This window comes from Sorangium sp. So ce367 (assembly GCF_051520455.1).
GTDB classification, from domain to species: Bacteria; Myxococcota_A; Polyangia; order Polyangiales; family Polyangiaceae; genus Sorangium; species Sorangium cellulosum_B.
On sequence record NZ_CP150334.1, the window covers coordinates 10250978 to 10267762 of the forward strand.

A 16785-nucleotide genomic window follows, 5' to 3' on the forward strand; every position below is an offset into this window, starting at 1 on the left:
CGGCGGCCCTTCACCCCGGCAGCCAGAGCAGGTCGTCCATGATGGGCTCGAGGCACGCGGAGATCTGGGGGCCGAGATCGGCGCCACACGCGAGCTTGCCGAAGCAGGCGCGGACCTCGTGCCGGCCGCGGCTGTTCATCGCGCCGATGGCTCGCTCGAGCTGCGGGCCGAGGCCGTCCTCCAGGCTCTGCCGGCAGGTGTCGTAATCGAGGTCTCCGCACCCCGCGAGGCGGCCGCAGAGGACGGCCATGTACGGCGCCAGGTCGGCGCGCGGGAGCGTGGTGGCCGTCATGGCCTCGGAGCCGCAGCGGCTCACCTCCTCCGCATAGGCGGCGGTGAAGGGATCGCCCTCGAAGCGCCGCAGCGCTGCCAGCGAGCACTCCGAGGTCGCGCGGAGCATCTTCGGCGAGGCCATCGTCGTCATCTGCGTGCACTGGTCGAACTTCGGCCAGCCCTTCGCCTGCTCGGTGGCCCGCTGGTAGAGCGCCTCGAGGTACACGCACCAGGCGCGCTGGGCCTCGCGCTGCTCGCGCTGCTCGACGCTCGCCCCCCGCGCGCCCTGCCCGTCGGGCGATGCCTGCGCGGGTCGCGCGGGCGCCTTCGCGGAGGCGGCGGGCGCCGACGCGCCGCCGCATCCCGACGCGAGGGCCGCGGAGATCAGCGAGGCTGCGCCGAGCATGGAGGCGGCGGCGCGGAAGCTGCGTTCATGGATTGTGCCTTTCACGGGAGCCCCCCTTCGTCGAACAGGCTGCGCAGCAGCTTTCCTGGCCCATCGAGGCCACGCGCGTGCAGAACCGGCCCAGCGACGTGCACGTGCACAGCCCAGGCCACACGCGCGCCGGCCGAGGCGGCGTCGAGCGAGCGGAGGCGCTCGGGGCGCGCGGCGGCGGAGCGGCGCGCGGTCTTTGCTCGATCAGCGGCCGGACCGGGAGCCGGGCCGCTGGCCGATGAGCAGCTTGAGCTTGAAGAGCGCGCCGATCTGCCCGCGGTCCATGGCGATGCGCGGGAAATTCAGGGGGTCGAAGGACGAGAGCATGCAAAGGCCGGAGTTGTTGGTGAAGCCGATCTCGAAGCCGGCCTCCTTCACGGCGCGATGGAAGGCGCCGCACAGGCTGTATCCGACGGGGTACGCCACCGCGTGCACGGCCTCGTTCAGGGCGTCGGAGAGCACGCGCCGGGAGCGCGCAAGATCGCGAGTGGCCTCTTCCGGCGAGAGCGTCTGGAGGACACGATGGCTGTGCGAGTGCGACTGCACGTCCATGCCCGCCCGGCGCAGCGCCCCGATGTGGTTCCAGTCCATGATCGTCCTGGTCGCGAGCGCGCGCTCCTCGCCGAGGTCGATCGACACCCCTGTGGCGCGCTCGATCTCGTCCCAGAGGCGCCCGATGTCGACGCCGGAGGTGCGCTTGATGGTCTGGCAGACGAGCATCGCCGCCGCGATCGGGTCGCGCAGCGGCTCGAGCACGAGGGTCGCTGGGTAGGCGATCTCGACGCGCGCCCGACGGCACCGGTGCATGAGGAGCGCGACGCGATCCCACCAGAAGAGGCGGCCCCTGTCGGGGTACCCGGTGGCGATGAAGAACGTGGCCGTGACCCCCGCGCGCTCGAGGAGGGGCAACGCGACGTCGTGGTTGTCACGGTAGCCGTCGTCGAACGCGACCATGACGGGGTTCGGCGGGAGCTTCCGCCCCTTCGCGAGGAGCCGCACGTCCCGGAGGGACACCACGGTGCCGTGCGTCTTGATGACCGCGAGCTGCTCCTCGAACTCGCGCGCGCTCACCTCGGCGACCCCCGGATCGAGCTCGTCCACCTCCGAGACTTCCGCGATGCGGTGGTAGGTGAACACGGAGAGCACGGGCAGCCGAAGCTTCGCGCGCAGCCAGAGGAAGCGATCCAGGAGCCCGAGGGTGTCGAGCACCCCGGCGGCGAGCACACGACGACCGCGCGGCAACCTCCTGCGGATCCACGTCAGTGGATGTGCGACGACGTACACGGATGTATTCCAGCACACATCCGACGTTCGTGCTTGCTCTCGAGACCGGCTCCGACGGCGAAGCTCCTGCGCTTCCGGCGGGTGGGCCGCCGACCGGGGAATCCGGGGCGGCAGCGATCCCGCTAAAGTGGCGCCCGATGTTCTCGACGGACGCCCCCCAACCTGGGTCGGACGCCCCCCAACCTGGGTCGGACGCCCCCCAACCTGGGTCGGACGTACCTCAACCTGGGTCGACGGGCGTGGACGTACCTCAACCTGGGTCGGGCGATGGCCCCCCCTCGAAGCCGCCCTCGCCCCAGCCTGGTTCGGTCTCGCCTCAACCTGAGTCAGTCGCGGCGCCTCTGTCGAAGCCGCTCTCGCCGCTCGGCACCGCCGGAGTTGCGCTGGCGACAGCAACCATCCTGTTTGCGCTGGGGGTGTACACCGTCGAGACGAGCCTGCCCGAACTGGCGGCACGCAGCCGAGCGCCTCGACCGGCGATCGTGACCACCGGCGGTCCTGTAAGCATCACCGCTGTGGCTTCAAAGCAAGCAGCCGTCCCCGTGCAGCTGGCGAGCGCGACCGACGCCACGGCACAGCCGACGCCGACCGCATCCCCGACGCCACGTGCTGAGGCTGCGCCACCGCCAGTACCGCCAAGCACCGAGGCCGCGGCACCTCCAGCACCATCAGCCATCGAGGCCGCGGCACCTCCAGCACCATCAGCCACCGAGACGGCAGCCCTTCAACAACAGACATCCGTCGACGCTGCAGCGACGACTCCGCCGACCCCGCGAAAGGGCCACGGCCTGCTCAAGCTCAACTCCTCCCGGAATGCGACCGTCTACGTGACGGGCGTGCCGGTGGGACCCAGCGAGCGACCCGTCGAGGTGCGTTGCGGGCGCTTTTTCGTTCGACTCGGCGAGCCGACGCGCGACGGCACGCGATGGCTCACCGAGGGCAGGACCGTCCGCGTCAAGTGCGGTGTGCTGACGGAGGTGAGCTTCTGAGCTCGTCCGCCCCGCTCTCGGCCGTCGCGAGGACGAGGTAGATCACCGAAACGGCGCCCGCGCCGAGGAGCGCATCTCGACACGCCTCGAGCGTGGCCCCCGTGGTCGCCACGTCGTCGATGAGCGCGACCCTCCGGCGCTGGACGCGCTCGGGCGCGTGCACGCGAAACGCACCTGCCACGTTCTGCAGGCGGAGATCGCGCGGGAGCTGCGCCTGCTGCGCGGTGGGACGGACACGGCAGAGGGCCCGTGGGGCGAAGGACACCGCGAGTCCGTCAGCGACGTGCGCAGCCAGCAGGGCGGCCTGGTTGTACCCGCGCTCGGCGAGACGACGCGGATGCAGCGGCACCGGGACAACGAGGTCGACGCGCACCTCCGCGTCGCGCGCCGCGCAGAGCATCAACCGGCCGAGCGGGCGCGCGAGATCCGGACGATCTCCGTACTTGAAGCGCCGGATACCTTCCGCAACCGCCCCGCCAAACGGAGCGAACGCGACGAGAGGTGCTCCCGCCGCGGAGCGCGTGCCCGCGCCTCGTCGCGGCGCCCCCCCTGCGTAAGGCACGGAGGTCCGCGCGCAATCGGCGCAGAACACCGAGGCACCGGCGATCGGGGTGTCACAGCCCGCACAGGCCGGCGGGCTGAGCGTGCGCGCAGCGGCGGCGACCACGGAGCGGACTGCGGCGACGAGGGCGCTGGAAAGGCTCATGAGCTACCAGCGCGATCTTCGTCGTGAGTGGACGTGCGGTTGCGTGGGCGCACGAAAGAAGATCTCTTTGCAAACGACGCGCGGTACGATCGCGATCATCGTGGTTCACGTCCTGAAATTCCGGCGCTCTACCAGCTGGCGGAGGGGCCCCCGTTGAGCGCGTGGAGATGGACGGATGAGCGTGGCGTCCAGCGGAGCCTGGGCACCGCCGAGCTGCGCAGCGCGCTGGCTGCCGGGATCATTCCAGGCTCCACGCTCGTCTGGCGCAAGGGCATGGACGCCTGGGCGCCCGCGTCCAGGCAGCCGGAGCTCGCCGACGCCGCCCAGCTCCGGCGCAAGCCCGAGGCGCGCACCGCTGCGCCCGAGGGGCCGGCCGCCGGGGTTGAAGAGGCCGCTCGCGAGGACGGCGCGGCGCTGGAGCTCGAGCTCATCGAGGATCTGGGTGCGGCGCCCACCCGCAGCGGGCAGCCCGTCGGCCCGGCGCCCGCGGAGAGGTCCTCGAACGGGCGGAGGCCCGCGGCGCCGCACGCGAGCCGGGCGACCACGCGACCGAAGCCGCCTCCCCTGCCGCCGCGCAAGCGAGAGTCCATGAGGACGCTCACGGGCGTCGAGGCGCCGGCAGACGCGCCGGCCAGCGGACAGAACGCGCCGATCGTCGTGCCAGCCGCGGGCGGGACGTTCGATGCGGGGGTCGCCCGCGCGATCACCCAGCTCCCCCGTTACGACGGCCCCTCGCCCGACGACCAGGGACCGACCGAGATCCCGCGCGCGCCGAAGCTCCCCTCGGGGGCGGAGGAACCCGAGGAGACCTCCGCGGGTCAGCGCCCTGCCGCAGACGCAGGCAGCGCCACGGGAGGCGCCGGCGCGACGGCGGACGGCGATGAGCCGGCGCCGCCGAGGCGCGCGGCGGGCGCGGCCGCGCCCAGCAGCCCGGGAACGGCGCCGAGAGCCGCGGGCGGTACGACGTCGCGCGCGGAGGCGAGACCACCCCGGCCGCCGCCTCTCCCCGTCGATCGCGACGCGGCGCCGGCGGGCGCTGCACCGCAGAACGATGGGCGCGGCGGAGCGACGACCGGCGCGGATCAGGGCGCCGGCAAGCCTCTTTCGGCGGGGCCACCGGCGCCGTCGAGCCCCGGTCGCGCCACGAAGCGCCCCGCGCTCACGGGGAAGCGTTCCGTGCCGCCACCTCCAGTTCCGGTCCGGTTCCCCGCGGTCGCCGGGAAGCGGCCTGCAGGCCCGCGCGCGCCTGACGCGTCGGATCAGACGGCGGCCGGCGCAAAGGCCCTCGTCCGTCTCGGAGCGCTCCCCGCGCCGCCGCCGCGCCCCCCTGCGGACGCGCCCCGCGCCACGCCCTTGATCGCAGCGCCCCCCGCACCGTCGGCCCCGCTGGCGACGCCGACCTTGCCCCTCGCTGCGCCGGCCCCGCCGGCCGAAGCGGCGCCTGTCACGGTCGCCGGCCCCGCGGCGATGGCGTCGCCTGGCTCTCGCCCTGCGAGCCCAGTGACGTCCGCCGACGGTCCCTCGCCCCGCAGCGCCGAGGACACGCCGGCCGCCGACGGCCGCGATCCCGCGGCGAGCCGCGATCGCGGCGACGCCCCGGAGCCCTCCACCACGGTGCTGCGCCGCGAGAGCCCGGAGCTCCCCGCGCCGCCCGTGCCCAGCGAGACGAAGCGCTCTCCTCTGGCCGCCGAGGCGCCGATGGGGCGCCGCGAGTATGCGACGATCCCGTCGGTCGGCGTCGGATCGAGCGCGTCGCAGGGGCACCCGGCGATGCGCTCGTGGCCGGGGCTGCCGGGGCTGCCGAACCCGCAGCGCAGCGCGACGGCTGCCGACGCGCTGCAGGCCTCGGGCCAGCGATCGGATCGGGGCTCTGTCCCCGGATCGGGCAACGGCCCGCCAGGGCTCAACCCGCGCGCGCTCGCGGCGCGACGCGGCGACGGCAAGGGGCTCTCTGCAGCGGTGACCGTACCGGTCTCGTCGCTCGTCGGCCTCTGCGGGGCGGCGCTGCTCATGAGCGTCGTCGCCTTCTTCGCGGGCCGCCGCTCCGTCACGACCGCGCGCCAGTCGCCGGTCGGGACGGCGCGCACGACGCTCGGCGCAGCGCAGGACGCCGCGCGCTCGGCGATCCCCGTCCCGCCGAAGCCTTGCTGGGTGGCGCGTCAGCCCCAGCCATGGGCGCCGCTCGTTGCGAAGAGCATCCCCTTCGAGGTCACGGCGACGAAGGGCGGCAAGCTCGTGGTGGGGTACGCGAAGAGCCCCATGGAGGCCGTCGGCCTCGAGATCGATCCCGCGACCGGGGAGCGGAGCGAGCGGTTCTCGAACCGAGAGGCCGCCGACATCGTGAGCATCTCGCCGGTCGAGGAGCGCTTCACCGTCCTCACGGCAGCGCAGCAGGCCATCCGCTCTCCCGTCAGCGTGCCGGGGCCGAGGTCGTTCGTCGTCGGTCTGGCGGACGGCGCTCTGGTGGCGGCCGATGCTCCCGACGCCGCCCCCTCCCCGCTCTGGCCGGTGCAAGGGGATGAGCCGCTCGAGGCGCCGCGCGCGCTCGCGGCCGGCGCCAGCGGCTACGCCGTCGCGTTCCGCCGCGAGAAGGCCGTGTGGGCAGGCTGGCTCGACGCCGAGCGCAAGCCCGTCGGTGAGCTCACCCGGGTGATCGGCTCCGGAGGCTCGATCGGCAAGCCATCGCTCGGATGGAACGAGCGCGCGCTCGCCGTCGTCTTTGCCGATCGGCCAGCGGACGGGCGATGGGAGATCCGCGCCGGGCAGGCCGCTCCGGGCACCATCCCCAGGTCGACCCAGGTGATCCCGCTCCCCTCCGGCGGCCCCGGGGGGGACGCCTTCGCGCCGGATATCGCGGGGCTCGGCGATGGACGCTGGCTCCTCGTGTGGACCGAGGGCCCGCCGGGGAGCCGCGCCATGCGCGCGCAGACCCTGACCGCCAACTTCTCCCCCATCGGGGATCCGATCGCGCTCTCGCCGCCGGCCGGGAACTTCGGGCAAGGCGTGCTCGGCGTATCGTCGCGCTCGGGTTACGTGGGCGTGGTGTTCCTCTCGAAGCCTGCCGCGAGCTACGAGCTCTGGGGGGTCATCCTCCAATGCGGGTGACGAGGCCGCCGGGCCGCGCGAGCCGGCTCCGCGTGGCGGCGCTCGCGCTGCTGCTGGTCGCGCCGCACGCGCCCCTGCTCGCCGCGTGCACCGCGCAGGTCTCGCTGCTCGATCAGGGACAGGCCCTGCGCACGGGCAAGCAGCCCTACGACGAGTTCTTCGAGGCCACCCGGGCGCTCCGCGACGAGTCGCTGAAGGCCGAGGAGCTCTCGAACACAGCGCCGGCCGAGCTGTCGCGCGCGCTGGGGCTCGATCCGAAATCGGACAGCAAGGCGGCGCTCGAAGCGGCGCGCGCGCGCGCGGCGGAGCTCCGCGCGGCGGGTGTGCTGCTCCAGGTCGAGCTCGTGCCAGAGGCGCGGATCGCGAGCGCCCGAGGCGGGCGCTCGCTGGACGCGGAGGACAGGGACACCATCGCGGCGTTCGAGGCGTCCTTGAAGAGCTCCCTCGCAACGTCGAAGCAGCTCGGCGAGCTCTCGAACCGCGCCGCGGAGCTCGAGAAGAAGCGGGCGTCGCTTTCGGCCACGTGGGCAGAGGCGCTCGCGGACGATCCGCAGCGTCGCGAGGTGAAGCACGAGCTCGAGGCGGCCGAGCGCGTGATCGCGGAGGCGGGCGCGGCCGCGGATCGACACGCCGGCAGGGCGTCGAAGCTCGCGCTCGATCTGGTGCTCGCCGTCGATTCGGGCGACGCTCCGGCGCGGCGGGGCGCGGCGAGCCGACCGCCGACGAGGCAACCCGCCGCGAGCGTGAAGGCGCCGCCGCGGCGCGGGAGCAGCACGGGGGCCGCCCCGAAGCCGCCGAAGCCACCGACGTCGCACGGCGAGGACGATTTCGATCCCTGACGTCGTCGGCATCGCGCACCGCGCACGCCGCACGCCGCACGGCGCGCGCTGGCCCCGCTGGACGCTGGGGCCGCCGGGGAGGAGCGGAGCCGCTTCCCCACTTGTCCGACGCGCATCGAGACGCCTATCCTCGCGCGAGCGATCCAGGAGCGCGGCCCGCCTGAACGCCGCGGCCCTGGCCGCACATGTGCAGTTCGACGCCCCCGCGCTCCGGCCCTCCTCGCTGATGATCCGATCCCTGCCGTTCGCCTCCATCGCTCTGGGATCGGCGCTCCTCGCGCTCACGTTCGTGCCCAGGAGGGCGGCGGCGCAGGCGTCGCCGCAATCGGAGGGCTTGGCCGTCGGCGGGTTCACGTTCCGCCCCTCGGTGGAGCTCCGTCTCCGCGGAGAGTTCCGCCGGTACCCGGTCGACACGGGCGGCGACGTCTACAGCTCGAACGCGGTGCTCGCCGAGGGCTTCGGAGGCGCGCTGCCGCCGCTCAGCGACACGGGCAACGTCGTCAAGACACAGTGGTTCTTCGCCCAGCGCGCGCGCCTCGGGCTGAGCGTCGAGCGCGGCCCCGTCACGGGCGTCGTCACGCTGCAGGACGCGCGCCTCTGGGGGAACGACGACGCGATCTTCGTCGGGCCGGGCGAGCCGGCCCTCCCGGAGACGGCGCCGTACGAGGCGTACATCGATCTCCGCGCGCGCTCGGGGCGCCGCGCCTTCATCCGGCTGGGCCGGCAGCGGATCGCGTGGGGGGATGGCCGCCTCGTCGGAGCGGACGACGAGACGCTCACCGGGCGATCGCTCGACGCGGTGCGCGCAGGGCTGCAGCTCGGCAACGTCGACCTCGAGGCGATGGCCGTGCTCCTCGCCGCGCCGGGAGGCGCTCCGCCCGAGGTGGCGGGGACGCGCAAGCCCATCGCCGCCGGGACAGGGGCCCAGCTCTACGGCCTGAACGCGATCTGGCGGCTCGCTCCCCTGCTCCACCTCGAGGCCACGGCGCTCGCGCGCATCACCCGGGAGCCGCGCCCGACCTGGCTCACCCCCGGCGACACCGTCGTCCTCGACGCGCGCGTCTCCGGCGACCGCCGGGGCTTTCGCTACGCGATCGAGGGGGCGTACGAGCTCGGTCGTGTGGCCACGTTCGCGGCCGACCGCGCTCTCGGCGCGTTCGCGGCCGCAGCGCGGGCAGAGCTCGAGACAGCGCTCCCCGCCCACCTCACCTTCAGCGCCCGCGGCGCTTACGCGACGGGCGACGATGGCGCGCTCGCGGTGGGCGAGACGCAGCGCCGCTTCGATCCGATCCTGCCCGACGCGCAGAACAACCACGGCCCCATGGGGCTCTACGCGTGGTCCAACGTGATCGAGGGGGGCGGAAGCGTCCGCGCCTCGCCCTTCGACCCGCTGACCGTCTCTGCCGGATACACGTTCGTCGGTCTCGCCTCTCCAACAGGCAGGTGGGTGACAGCGCGCCTCCTCCCTGTCGGCGCCGCCAGCGACAACGAGAGCCGGACGCTGGGCCACGAGATCGACGTCTCGCTCGCCTTGCAGCCGTGGGAGCCGCTGCGCCTCGCGCTCGGCTACGGCCTGTTCATCTTCGGTGACGGCGCCCAGGCGATCTTCACGAAGGCGAACCGCGCGCACGACGACGGCCGCCCGGCGGATCTGCAGCAGTGGGCGTTCCTGCAGGCAACGCTGACCGCCCCCTGAGGCGATCCCGGGAGCGCGCCGGGTGCGCGCGCCGCTTTTCTGCTGGGGAAGGGAATCGAGGGGCTCGAGGCGCCGCGCCGTCCCGCGTGGCGCCGCAGGTGCGCGGGGGGCCGCCCGAGGCATCGGGCGCCGCCCCGCGCTTCGTGATCAGGTGCTCGGGGCGGGCTTCGGGGTGCCGAAGATGCTGGCCGCGCGGCGCTTCTCCTTGGCGGCGCGATCCCGGTCGCTGTAGCTCGGGATCACGACGCGCTGGCGCTGCGGCAGCTCGCGGCCCCCGACGATGGCGTCGACCTCCTCGGCGTCCAGCGTCTCGCGCTCGAGGAGCGCAATGGCGAGCCGCTCGAGGATCTCGCGGTTGTCCGTGAGGAGCTGCCGCGCCTCGGCGTGGGAGTCGAGGATGAACCGGCGCACCTCGTCGTCGATCTGGTTGGCGATCGTCTCCGAGTAGTCGCGGCGCCGGCTCGTGAAATCGCGCCCGAGGAACACGCTCTCCTCGTCAGCGCCGTACGAGATCGGCCCGATCACGTCGCTCATGCCGAACTCGGTCACCATGCGCCGCGCGAGGTTCGACGCCTGCTTGATGTCGTTGCCCGCGCCCGTCGTGAACTGGCCGAACACGATCTCCTCCGCCACGCGGCCGCCCATCAGCACCGACAGCCGCGCCTTGGCGAAGTCGCGCGACATGCTGAGCCGGTCCTCCTTCGGCAGCTGCTGCGTGAGGCCGAGCGCCGGGCCGCGCGGGATGATCGTCACCTTGTGGACCGGATCCGAGAACTTCTCCAGGAGCTTCGCGACGAGCGCGTGCCCGGCCTCGTGGTAGGCCGTGGTCCGCTTCTCCTCGTCGCTGATGACCATGCTGCGGCGCTCGGCGCCCATCAGCACCTTGTCCTTGGCCATCTCGAAGTCGACCATCGAGACGACGTCCTTGTCCTGACGCGCCGCGAGGAGGGCCGCCTCGTTGACCAGGTTCTCGATGTCGGCGCCGACGAACCCGGGCGTGCCCCGCGCCAGGATCTCCATGTCGACGTCCGGACCGAGCGGGACCTTCTTCGTGTGGACCCGGAGGATGCCCTCGCGGCCGCGCACGTCGGGGCGGTTCACGACGATGCGCCGGTCGAAGCGGCCAGGCCGCAGGATCGCCGGGTCGAGGACGTCGGGGCGGTTCGTCGCGGCGACGATGATCACGCCCTCGTTCGACTCGAAGCCGTCCATCTCGACGAGCAGCTGGTTCAACGTCTGCTCGCGCTCGTCATGACCGCCGCCGAGCCCCGCGCCGCGGTGGCGCCCGACCGCGTCGATCTCATCGATGAAGATGATGCACGGCGCGTGCTTCTTGCCCTGCTCGAACAGGTCGCGCACCCGGCTCGCGCCGACGCCGACGAACATCTCGACGAAATCCGAGCCGGAGATCGAGAAGAACGGCACGCCCGCCTCGCCGGCGATCGCGCGCGCGAGCAGCGTCTTGCCCGTCCCGGGGGGGCCCATCATCAGGACGCCCTTCGGGATCCGGCCGCCGAGCTTCTGGAACTTCTTCGGGTCCTTGAGGAACGCGATGATCTCCTCGAGCTCGTCCTTCGCCTCGTCGATGCCCGCGACGTCGGCGAACGTCACCTTGTTCTGCGCCTCGCTGAGCAGCCGGGCGCGCGACTTGCCGAAGCTCATCGCCTTGCCGCCGCCAGCCTGGAGCTGACGCATGAACAGATAGAACATCACGAGCAGGAAGACCGTCGGCAGGAGGTACATGATCGCCCCCGGCCAGAACGGCGACGTGTCTTCCTTCTCGAAGAACACCGCGACCTTGTTGTCGACGATCGTCTTCGTGATCTCGTCGGCGTTGTCAGGCCCGATCGTGACCTTCTTCGTCTTCGTCCCGCTCTTCGGATCCTTGACCCAGAAGGTGTACTCGCGGTCCTTGATCGTGACCGACTCGACGTGCGGATCCTTGTCCTTGGCCTCGACCTGGACCTGGGCCATGAACTCGCTGAACGCGACTTGTGTGGCGGGCCGGGAATCCGGGCTCAAGAACTGCCAGATCGCCAAGAACATCATGATCAGCAGAACCCAGAGCAGCAGCGTCTTGTGCGATTGCTTCACGAGGACCCTCTAAGCTCGCGCGGCGAGCCGGCGTGTACTGAAATTGTACGCGTGTTCCAGTCAGCATGCCACCCGTCAGCTCGGTCGTCGACCGCGGGTCTCCACCGTGGTGACACGGCGAAAAAAGGGGGCTCGACAGGGGCCGCGGGTGGGGTGCATGCGGTCAGGTCCCGCGACGCGCAGACCCATCCTCGATAAGCACGCTGGACTCCTCTGGAAAGCCCACGGCGATCTCTTCGCCGCCGCGAACCCGGACGCGCAGCGGCCGCCCCAGCTTGCGAGCCCGCTCGATCGCGAATCGCTGCGCCCGACCGAGCGGAATCGACAGCGGCTCGCTGCCGTCGAGGACGTCTGGATCGCCGTCAGGCGGCCGATCTCGCCCGGCGACGAGCATGTCCGAGAGCGCGCAGAGGTGCTCGACGATCGCCGGCGACAGGTCCTCGAGGAGCGGGAGGAGCTCGCGGCGGACGCGGACGCGGGTGAAGCGGGGATCCCGGTTGCTGGGATCCTCTGCGAACGCCACTCGATGCCGGCCGAGGTGAGCCAGGATGTCTGCGCGGCGGGCCTGGAGTAAGGGGCGGATGAGCTCGATGCTCGCCGCCGAGCCCGGCTCCACGCCGCCGCACGCCGCGCCGGCGACGTCGGAAGGGAGCGGGGCGCGCGGCGGCAGGACGGCGAGCCCACGCGGCCCCGCGCCCCGCAGCAGGCGCAAGAGCACCGTCTCGGCCCGGTCGTCCGCGGTGTGGCCGGTCGCGATCGCGCGGGCGCCGTGCGCCGCCGCGGCGGCTGCCAGCGCGGCAAACCGGGCGGCGCGCGCCCTGGCCTGGAGGTTCGCGCCGGGCGCCACGTTCACGCGGGTCTCGGCGTAAGGGACCCCGAGCTGCTCGGACAGGTCGCGCGCGATCGCGAGCTCGGCCGCGGCCGCGGCGCGGAGGCCGTGGTCGACGCCGTGCGCGACCACCTCGTGGCCGATCCGCCGCCGGAGCAGCGAAAGGACGTGCAGCAGGGCGGTCGAGTCGGGGCCTCCGGAGCAGGCGCAGAGCACGACGTCGCCGCGAGCGAGCAGCCGCTCGTCCCGGATCAGCCGCTCGGCGAGGCGGATCAGCGACGGGGGGTGCGACCGGCCCCGCCTGGGCGGCGGGGGAGGTCCAGCAGGAGGGCTCATCGCAGCTCGAATGCTTTGCAGAAGATGATCTCGTCGCGATCCTCGAGTGAGGTGCTCAGGTGCGGCGCGACCGGGTAGCCAAGCGAGCAACGAGGCCCGCGGCCAGGCGACCCGGCGCCCCCCTCGTCGGGATCGGGGACCACCGGCTCGAACGAGGCGCAATCGGGGCAGGCGAACACGAGGCGATAGCGCCGCGCCTCTTCGCGGAGCCGATCGTCGAGGTGGTGAATCATCCCTGGCAGCGTAGCGCAAGCCGCCGGGCGACGGCGCCACGCGGCCGCGCGCGGCCCTCCGGCCGAGCTCGGCGGAGCAGCGCTCGGCGCGGCGAGCAGGCCGGCATGCCCGCGCGGATCAGCGCGCGTCAGCGCACGGATTTGCGGGCGCGGGAGAGCCGCACGATCGACTCGATATGGCTCGTCTGGGGAAAGAGCTCGACCGCCTCGATGTCCGTGATCTCGAAGCCGCCGCGGAGGATCCCGCCGAGGTCGCGCGCGAGGGTGGCCGGATCGCAGGAGACGTAGACGACCACGCGCGCGCTCGAGGCGGCGATCGCGCGCGCCGCGCCGGGAGCCCCGCTGCGCGGCGGATCCAGCACCACGACGTCGGTGCGCGCCGGGATCGGGTGCTGATCGGCGTCCGCCTCGATCGCCTTGCCGGCGAGGCCCCGAGCGGCGAGGTTCTGCCGCAGGCAAGCGACCGCTGCGGACGAGAGCTCGACCGCCGTGAAGGACGCGGGCCCCGGCGGGCCCGAGGCCGCGGCCCCGGCGGGCTCGGCGGCCGGGGAGGGTCGCTGCGCGCCGCGCGCGAGCAGCACGGAGAGCGTCCCGCTCCCGGCGAACAGCTCCAGGACGTGCGGCGGCCGGGTCGAGTCGAGGTGGGCAAGCTCGGCGGCGCGGCGGGCGAGGACGGCTGCCCCCTCCTCGGACGGCTGACCGAAGCCGCCCGGCGCGAGGAACAGCGGCAGGCCGTCTGCTCCCAGGATCGCGGGCCGCGGATCGCCGAACGACGCGGCCTCGCGCGCGCCGTCGAGCGTGACGCGGGCGCCGGCCCACTCACCGCGCGCCGTGCGCTCGTCCAGCCGCTGCCATACGGCCGGCGGCAGCTGCCCACGCCACAGGACCTCGACCACCGGGCGGCTCGAGGCGCCCAGCGAGATCAGGACATCGCCCTCCCCCACGGCTCCATGGAGGACGCCGGGCAGCTCGCCGGCGAGCGGCGCGATCGCGTCGACAAGCACCACGCAGCGATCGACCGCCGCCACCGCGTGCGTCCTCGGCGCGCGATACCCCACGCGCACCTCGCCGCGCTCCGCGCGCGCGAACAACCTCGCCCGCGACCGGTAGCCGAGCGAAAGGGGGGCCGGATGGACGCGGATCGGCGGCAGATCGGCCTCGGCGAGCGACGTCGCCCGCGCGATGGCTTGCCGGACGATCTGCTCGTGCGCGGCCTGCTGCGCCTCGATACGGACGTGCATCCAGTCGCAGCCGCCGCAGGCGTCAGCGAAGCGGCACGGCGGAGCGACGCGGTCGGCGCTCGGCTCGACGACACCGAGGAGCCTGCCCCTCGCCGGGCGTGCGCTCCGGTCGAGCTCGACCTCGACAAGATCACCCGGCGCGGTCCCAGGGACGAAGACGACCTCGCCGGCGAGCCGACCGACCCCCGCGCCTCCAGCGGCCAGCGCCTCGATACGCAGCTGAGCTCGCTCGCCGAGGCGATGCCGCGCCCTGGCACCGTTCGAGCGGCGGTGGACAGACTTCATCCCTTCATCGTAAGGCGCTGCAGGCCGATCCGGCCGGGGTGGACGACGGACGCTCGGTCGCGGACAGCGAGAGAGAGCGCGCGAAAGGCGCCCGCAGAGCTCCCCGGTACGCAGGAGCTCGACTGGCCCGTGGTGGTCGCGTCCGTCGAGGCGGGCGACGCAGGGACAGCGTCCACGCCCCTGGAGGGCGAGGACTGCGCGGCGTTCGTCTTCATGTAGATCAGCGCGCCGATACCGAGCACGCACAGCACGGTGAGGGTGATGACGGCGACGAGCACGAGCGTGTTCCTGCCGTTCCCCCTGGACGCCGCGTCCTGCGTGGCGGCCCAGATGGCCGCCGGATCCGGGCGCGGCAGGGAGAGCGCGGTCTCGATCTGCGACTGTGGAGGCTGCGCTGTCGCCGCGGACGCGAACAGCTGGGCCTGCCCCACGGTCATCGGCGCCTGGGCCGCCTGCACCGGCGAGCTGACAGGGGGCGCATGGGCTGCGACATGGCCCTGGCCATTGAAGGGAAGCGCGTACGGGACTGCAGCGTGCGCCGGCGACGGCGCGGCGACGGCCGGGGTCCTGGTCATCCGCGCGTGACGCGCAGGCTCGCTCGCGCCTTGCAGGACCGGCGGTGGATCCTGCGACGGGAGCGCGAGCGTGGACGCGAGCGGGTTGCCCAGATCGCTGTCGAGGAGGCCTCCCTTGGGGAGGGGCGCGAGCTCGCCGGTGTCGAAGTCGCGCGGAGGGTACGGGCTCGAGGAGAGCGGAGGCGGAGCAGGATCGTGGCCGCCGGGCACGCGCGGTGGGCCCGGGTAGGCCGGCGAAAAGCCGGGGCGCGCCGTCGGCATGCCAGGGCGCACCGTGGCAATGCCGGACTGGACACCGGCCTGGCGCGGCTGCGCTGGCGCCGGCTCGGGCACCATGCCGGCCGCCGGGCGCACCATCGGGCGCTCCCCATGAGGAAGGGAGCGCACCGGCTCGGCTTGCTCGCGCGTCGCGACCGTCGTCGGGACATCCTCATCGTCATCCATCAGCGATGAGGCGACCATCTGCCGATCGTCCACGTCCCTCGACGGCGGGCGCCCGACCGGCGCGATCCCGCTCGCCGGCGGAGCGTTGTGCCGCAGGATCTGCGGCGGCGTGAGGCGCTGCTGCGGCTCAGGCTCCCGACCGCGGCTGCGCAGCCCGACGCTGTCCGTGGCCGTCGTCGAGCTGCGCGAGCGCACCTGCTCGACGTTGATGGTGGACGTCACCTCGGCAGCCCACGCGAGGTGCGCCTCGCGCTTCTGGATGCGATCGACGAACACCTGCTGCACGAAGTGCGCGACCTCTTCGGAGCCAACGAAGACCCCGCTCCTCATCAGGAAATTCTGCAGCGCTCGCGAGAACTCACGCGCGGTCTGGAAGCGGTCTTGCTTGTGCTTGGCGAGCGCCTTCATGACCACGCTCTCCAGCTCGATCGGATAGTCGGGCACGATCGTGGACGGCGGCGGGACCACGCAGGCCTGCACCTTTTCGAGCGTGTCGAGATCCGTATCCATCCGGAAGAGGCGCTGGTTCGTCGTGAGCTCCCAGAGGACGACCCCGAGCGCAAACACGTCCGTCGTGCGATCGATCTCGTTGCCGCGCACCTGCTCGGGAGACATGTAGGCCAACTTGCCTTTGAGTGTTCCCGCGCGGGTGGACGACAGCCGGTCGGCCACCTTCGCGATCCCGAAATCCACGACCTTGGTGTAGCCGTCGTAGGTGAGGAACAGGTTGTGCGGCGTGACGTCTCGGTGCACCAGGCCGAGCAGCTGGCCGTTCTTTCCGCGCAGCTCGTGAGCGGCGTGAAGCCCCTCCGCGGCGTCGGAGCAGATGCGCGCAGCGAGCTCGGGCGAGATGCGCAGCCGGCGCTCCTCCGCGCGGCGCATCACCTCGCGGAGCGGCTCGCCGTGGAGGTACTCCATGGCGATCCAGTAGGTGTTGTCGTCCTTCCCGAGGTCGAAGACCTGCGCGACGTTGGCGTGGTTGATGCCAGCCGCGATGCGCGCCTCATCCAGGAACATGTCGACGAACTGATCGTCCTCGACCAGATGAGGGTGGATCCGCTTGATCGCGACCCACTTCTGGAAGCCGCCCGGGCCATCCATGCGAGCCAGGTGAACGCTCGCCATTCCGCCCACCCCGATCTCGTCGACCACACGGTAACGGCCCAGGAAGTAGGTCCCCTGCTGCTTCTCGGACTCCTTCGCGCGCGCTTCGAGCGATGAATGGGTCGACCCGGGGCTTGGCGGTCCGCCCATTCGCGATGCGGGTCGAGGCGGGGGTTGGGGCATGAGCGGTCACTACTTTACCGCGAGTTCGCGGCGCTTTGCCATGTCGTCTCGGCCAGGACACCTTCCAGATGGTCAGCTTCAATCCACCGGGGCGCTGAAGGCGCCTGTCCCGACAGGTAGGACACCACCTGAA

Annotated in this window: 11 protein-coding genes; 3 read left to right on the forward strand and 8 right to left on the reverse strand. The window is 72.8% G+C overall.

Annotated features, from left to right (window positions below; all coding sequences use genetic code 11):
- Window positions 1-10: 10 nt before the first annotated feature.
- The 3 genes from WME97_RS38800 to WME97_RS38810 form a co-directional block, all read right to left on the reverse strand.
- Window positions 11-724 (reverse strand): hypothetical protein, encoded by a 714-nt coding sequence (locus WME97_RS38800; protein WP_437545167.1) that lies wholly within the window; start codon window positions 722-724, stop codon window positions 11-13.
- A gap of 189 nt (window positions 725-913) precedes the next feature.
- Window positions 914-1951, reverse strand: coding sequence for a polysaccharide deacetylase family protein (locus WME97_RS38805; protein WP_437545169.1), 1038 nt, complete (start codon window positions 1949-1951; stop codon window positions 914-916).
- Between the two features lie 996 nt (window positions 1952-2947).
- Window positions 2948-3688 (reverse strand): ComF family protein, encoded by a 741-nt coding sequence (locus WME97_RS38810; protein ID WP_437545170.1) that lies wholly within the window; start codon window positions 3686-3688, stop codon window positions 2948-2950.
- A 153-nt stretch (window positions 3689-3841) separates the two neighbouring features.
- Here WME97_RS38810 and WME97_RS38815 point away from each other — a divergent pair, with 153 nt between their 5' ends.
- The 3 genes from WME97_RS38815 (at window position 3842) to WME97_RS38825 (ending at window position 9328) form a co-directional block, all read left to right on the forward strand.
- Window positions 3842-6793, forward strand: coding sequence for a GYF domain-containing protein (locus WME97_RS38815; protein WP_437545172.1), 2952 nt, complete (start codon window positions 3842-3844; stop codon window positions 6791-6793).
- Window positions 6790-7632 carry a hypothetical protein gene (locus WME97_RS38820; RefSeq protein WP_437545173.1) on the forward strand — a complete coding sequence of 281 codons (843 nt, stop codon included), beginning with the start codon at window positions 6790-6792 and terminating at the stop codon, window positions 7630-7632. Before WME97_RS38815 ends, WME97_RS38820 begins: the two co-directional genes overlap by 4 nt.
- Window positions 7633-7858: 226 nt before the next feature.
- Window positions 7859-9328: an alginate export family protein gene (locus WME97_RS38825; protein WP_437545174.1), complete on the forward strand. Its 1470-nt coding sequence runs from the start codon at window positions 7859-7861 to the stop codon at window positions 9326-9328.
- A 147-nt stretch (window positions 9329-9475) separates the two neighbouring features.
- Here WME97_RS38825 and ftsH read toward each other — a convergent pair whose 3' ends face one another.
- From ftsH to WME97_RS38850, 5 genes are all read right to left on the reverse strand, one after another.
- Window positions 9476-11422, reverse strand: coding sequence for an ATP-dependent zinc metalloprotease FtsH (ftsH, locus tag WME97_RS38830; RefSeq protein ID WP_437545176.1), 1947 nt, complete (start codon window positions 11420-11422; stop codon window positions 9476-9478).
- 163 nt (window positions 11423-11585) lie between these two features.
- On the reverse strand, window positions 11586-12587 hold the full coding sequence (tilS, locus tag WME97_RS38835) for a tRNA lysidine(34) synthetase TilS (RefSeq protein WP_437545178.1): 1002 nt from the start codon (window positions 12585-12587) through the stop codon (window positions 11586-11588).
- The gene (locus WME97_RS38840) at window positions 12584-12820 is read right to left on the reverse strand and encodes a hypothetical protein (protein WP_437545180.1); all 237 of its coding nucleotides are present in this window, start codon (window positions 12818-12820) and stop codon (window positions 12584-12586) included. Before WME97_RS38840 ends, tilS begins: the two co-directional genes overlap by 4 nt.
- A 128-nt stretch (window positions 12821-12948) precedes the next feature.
- Window positions 12949-14346 (reverse strand): class I SAM-dependent RNA methyltransferase, encoded by a 1398-nt coding sequence (locus WME97_RS38845; RefSeq protein WP_437545182.1) that lies wholly within the window; start codon window positions 14344-14346, stop codon window positions 12949-12951.
- Window positions 14343-16619: a protein kinase domain-containing protein gene (locus WME97_RS38850; protein WP_437545184.1), complete on the reverse strand. Its 2277-nt coding sequence runs from the start codon at window positions 16617-16619 to the stop codon at window positions 14343-14345. Before WME97_RS38850 ends, WME97_RS38845 begins: the two co-directional genes overlap by 4 nt.
- Window positions 16620-16785 lie beyond the last annotated feature (166 nt).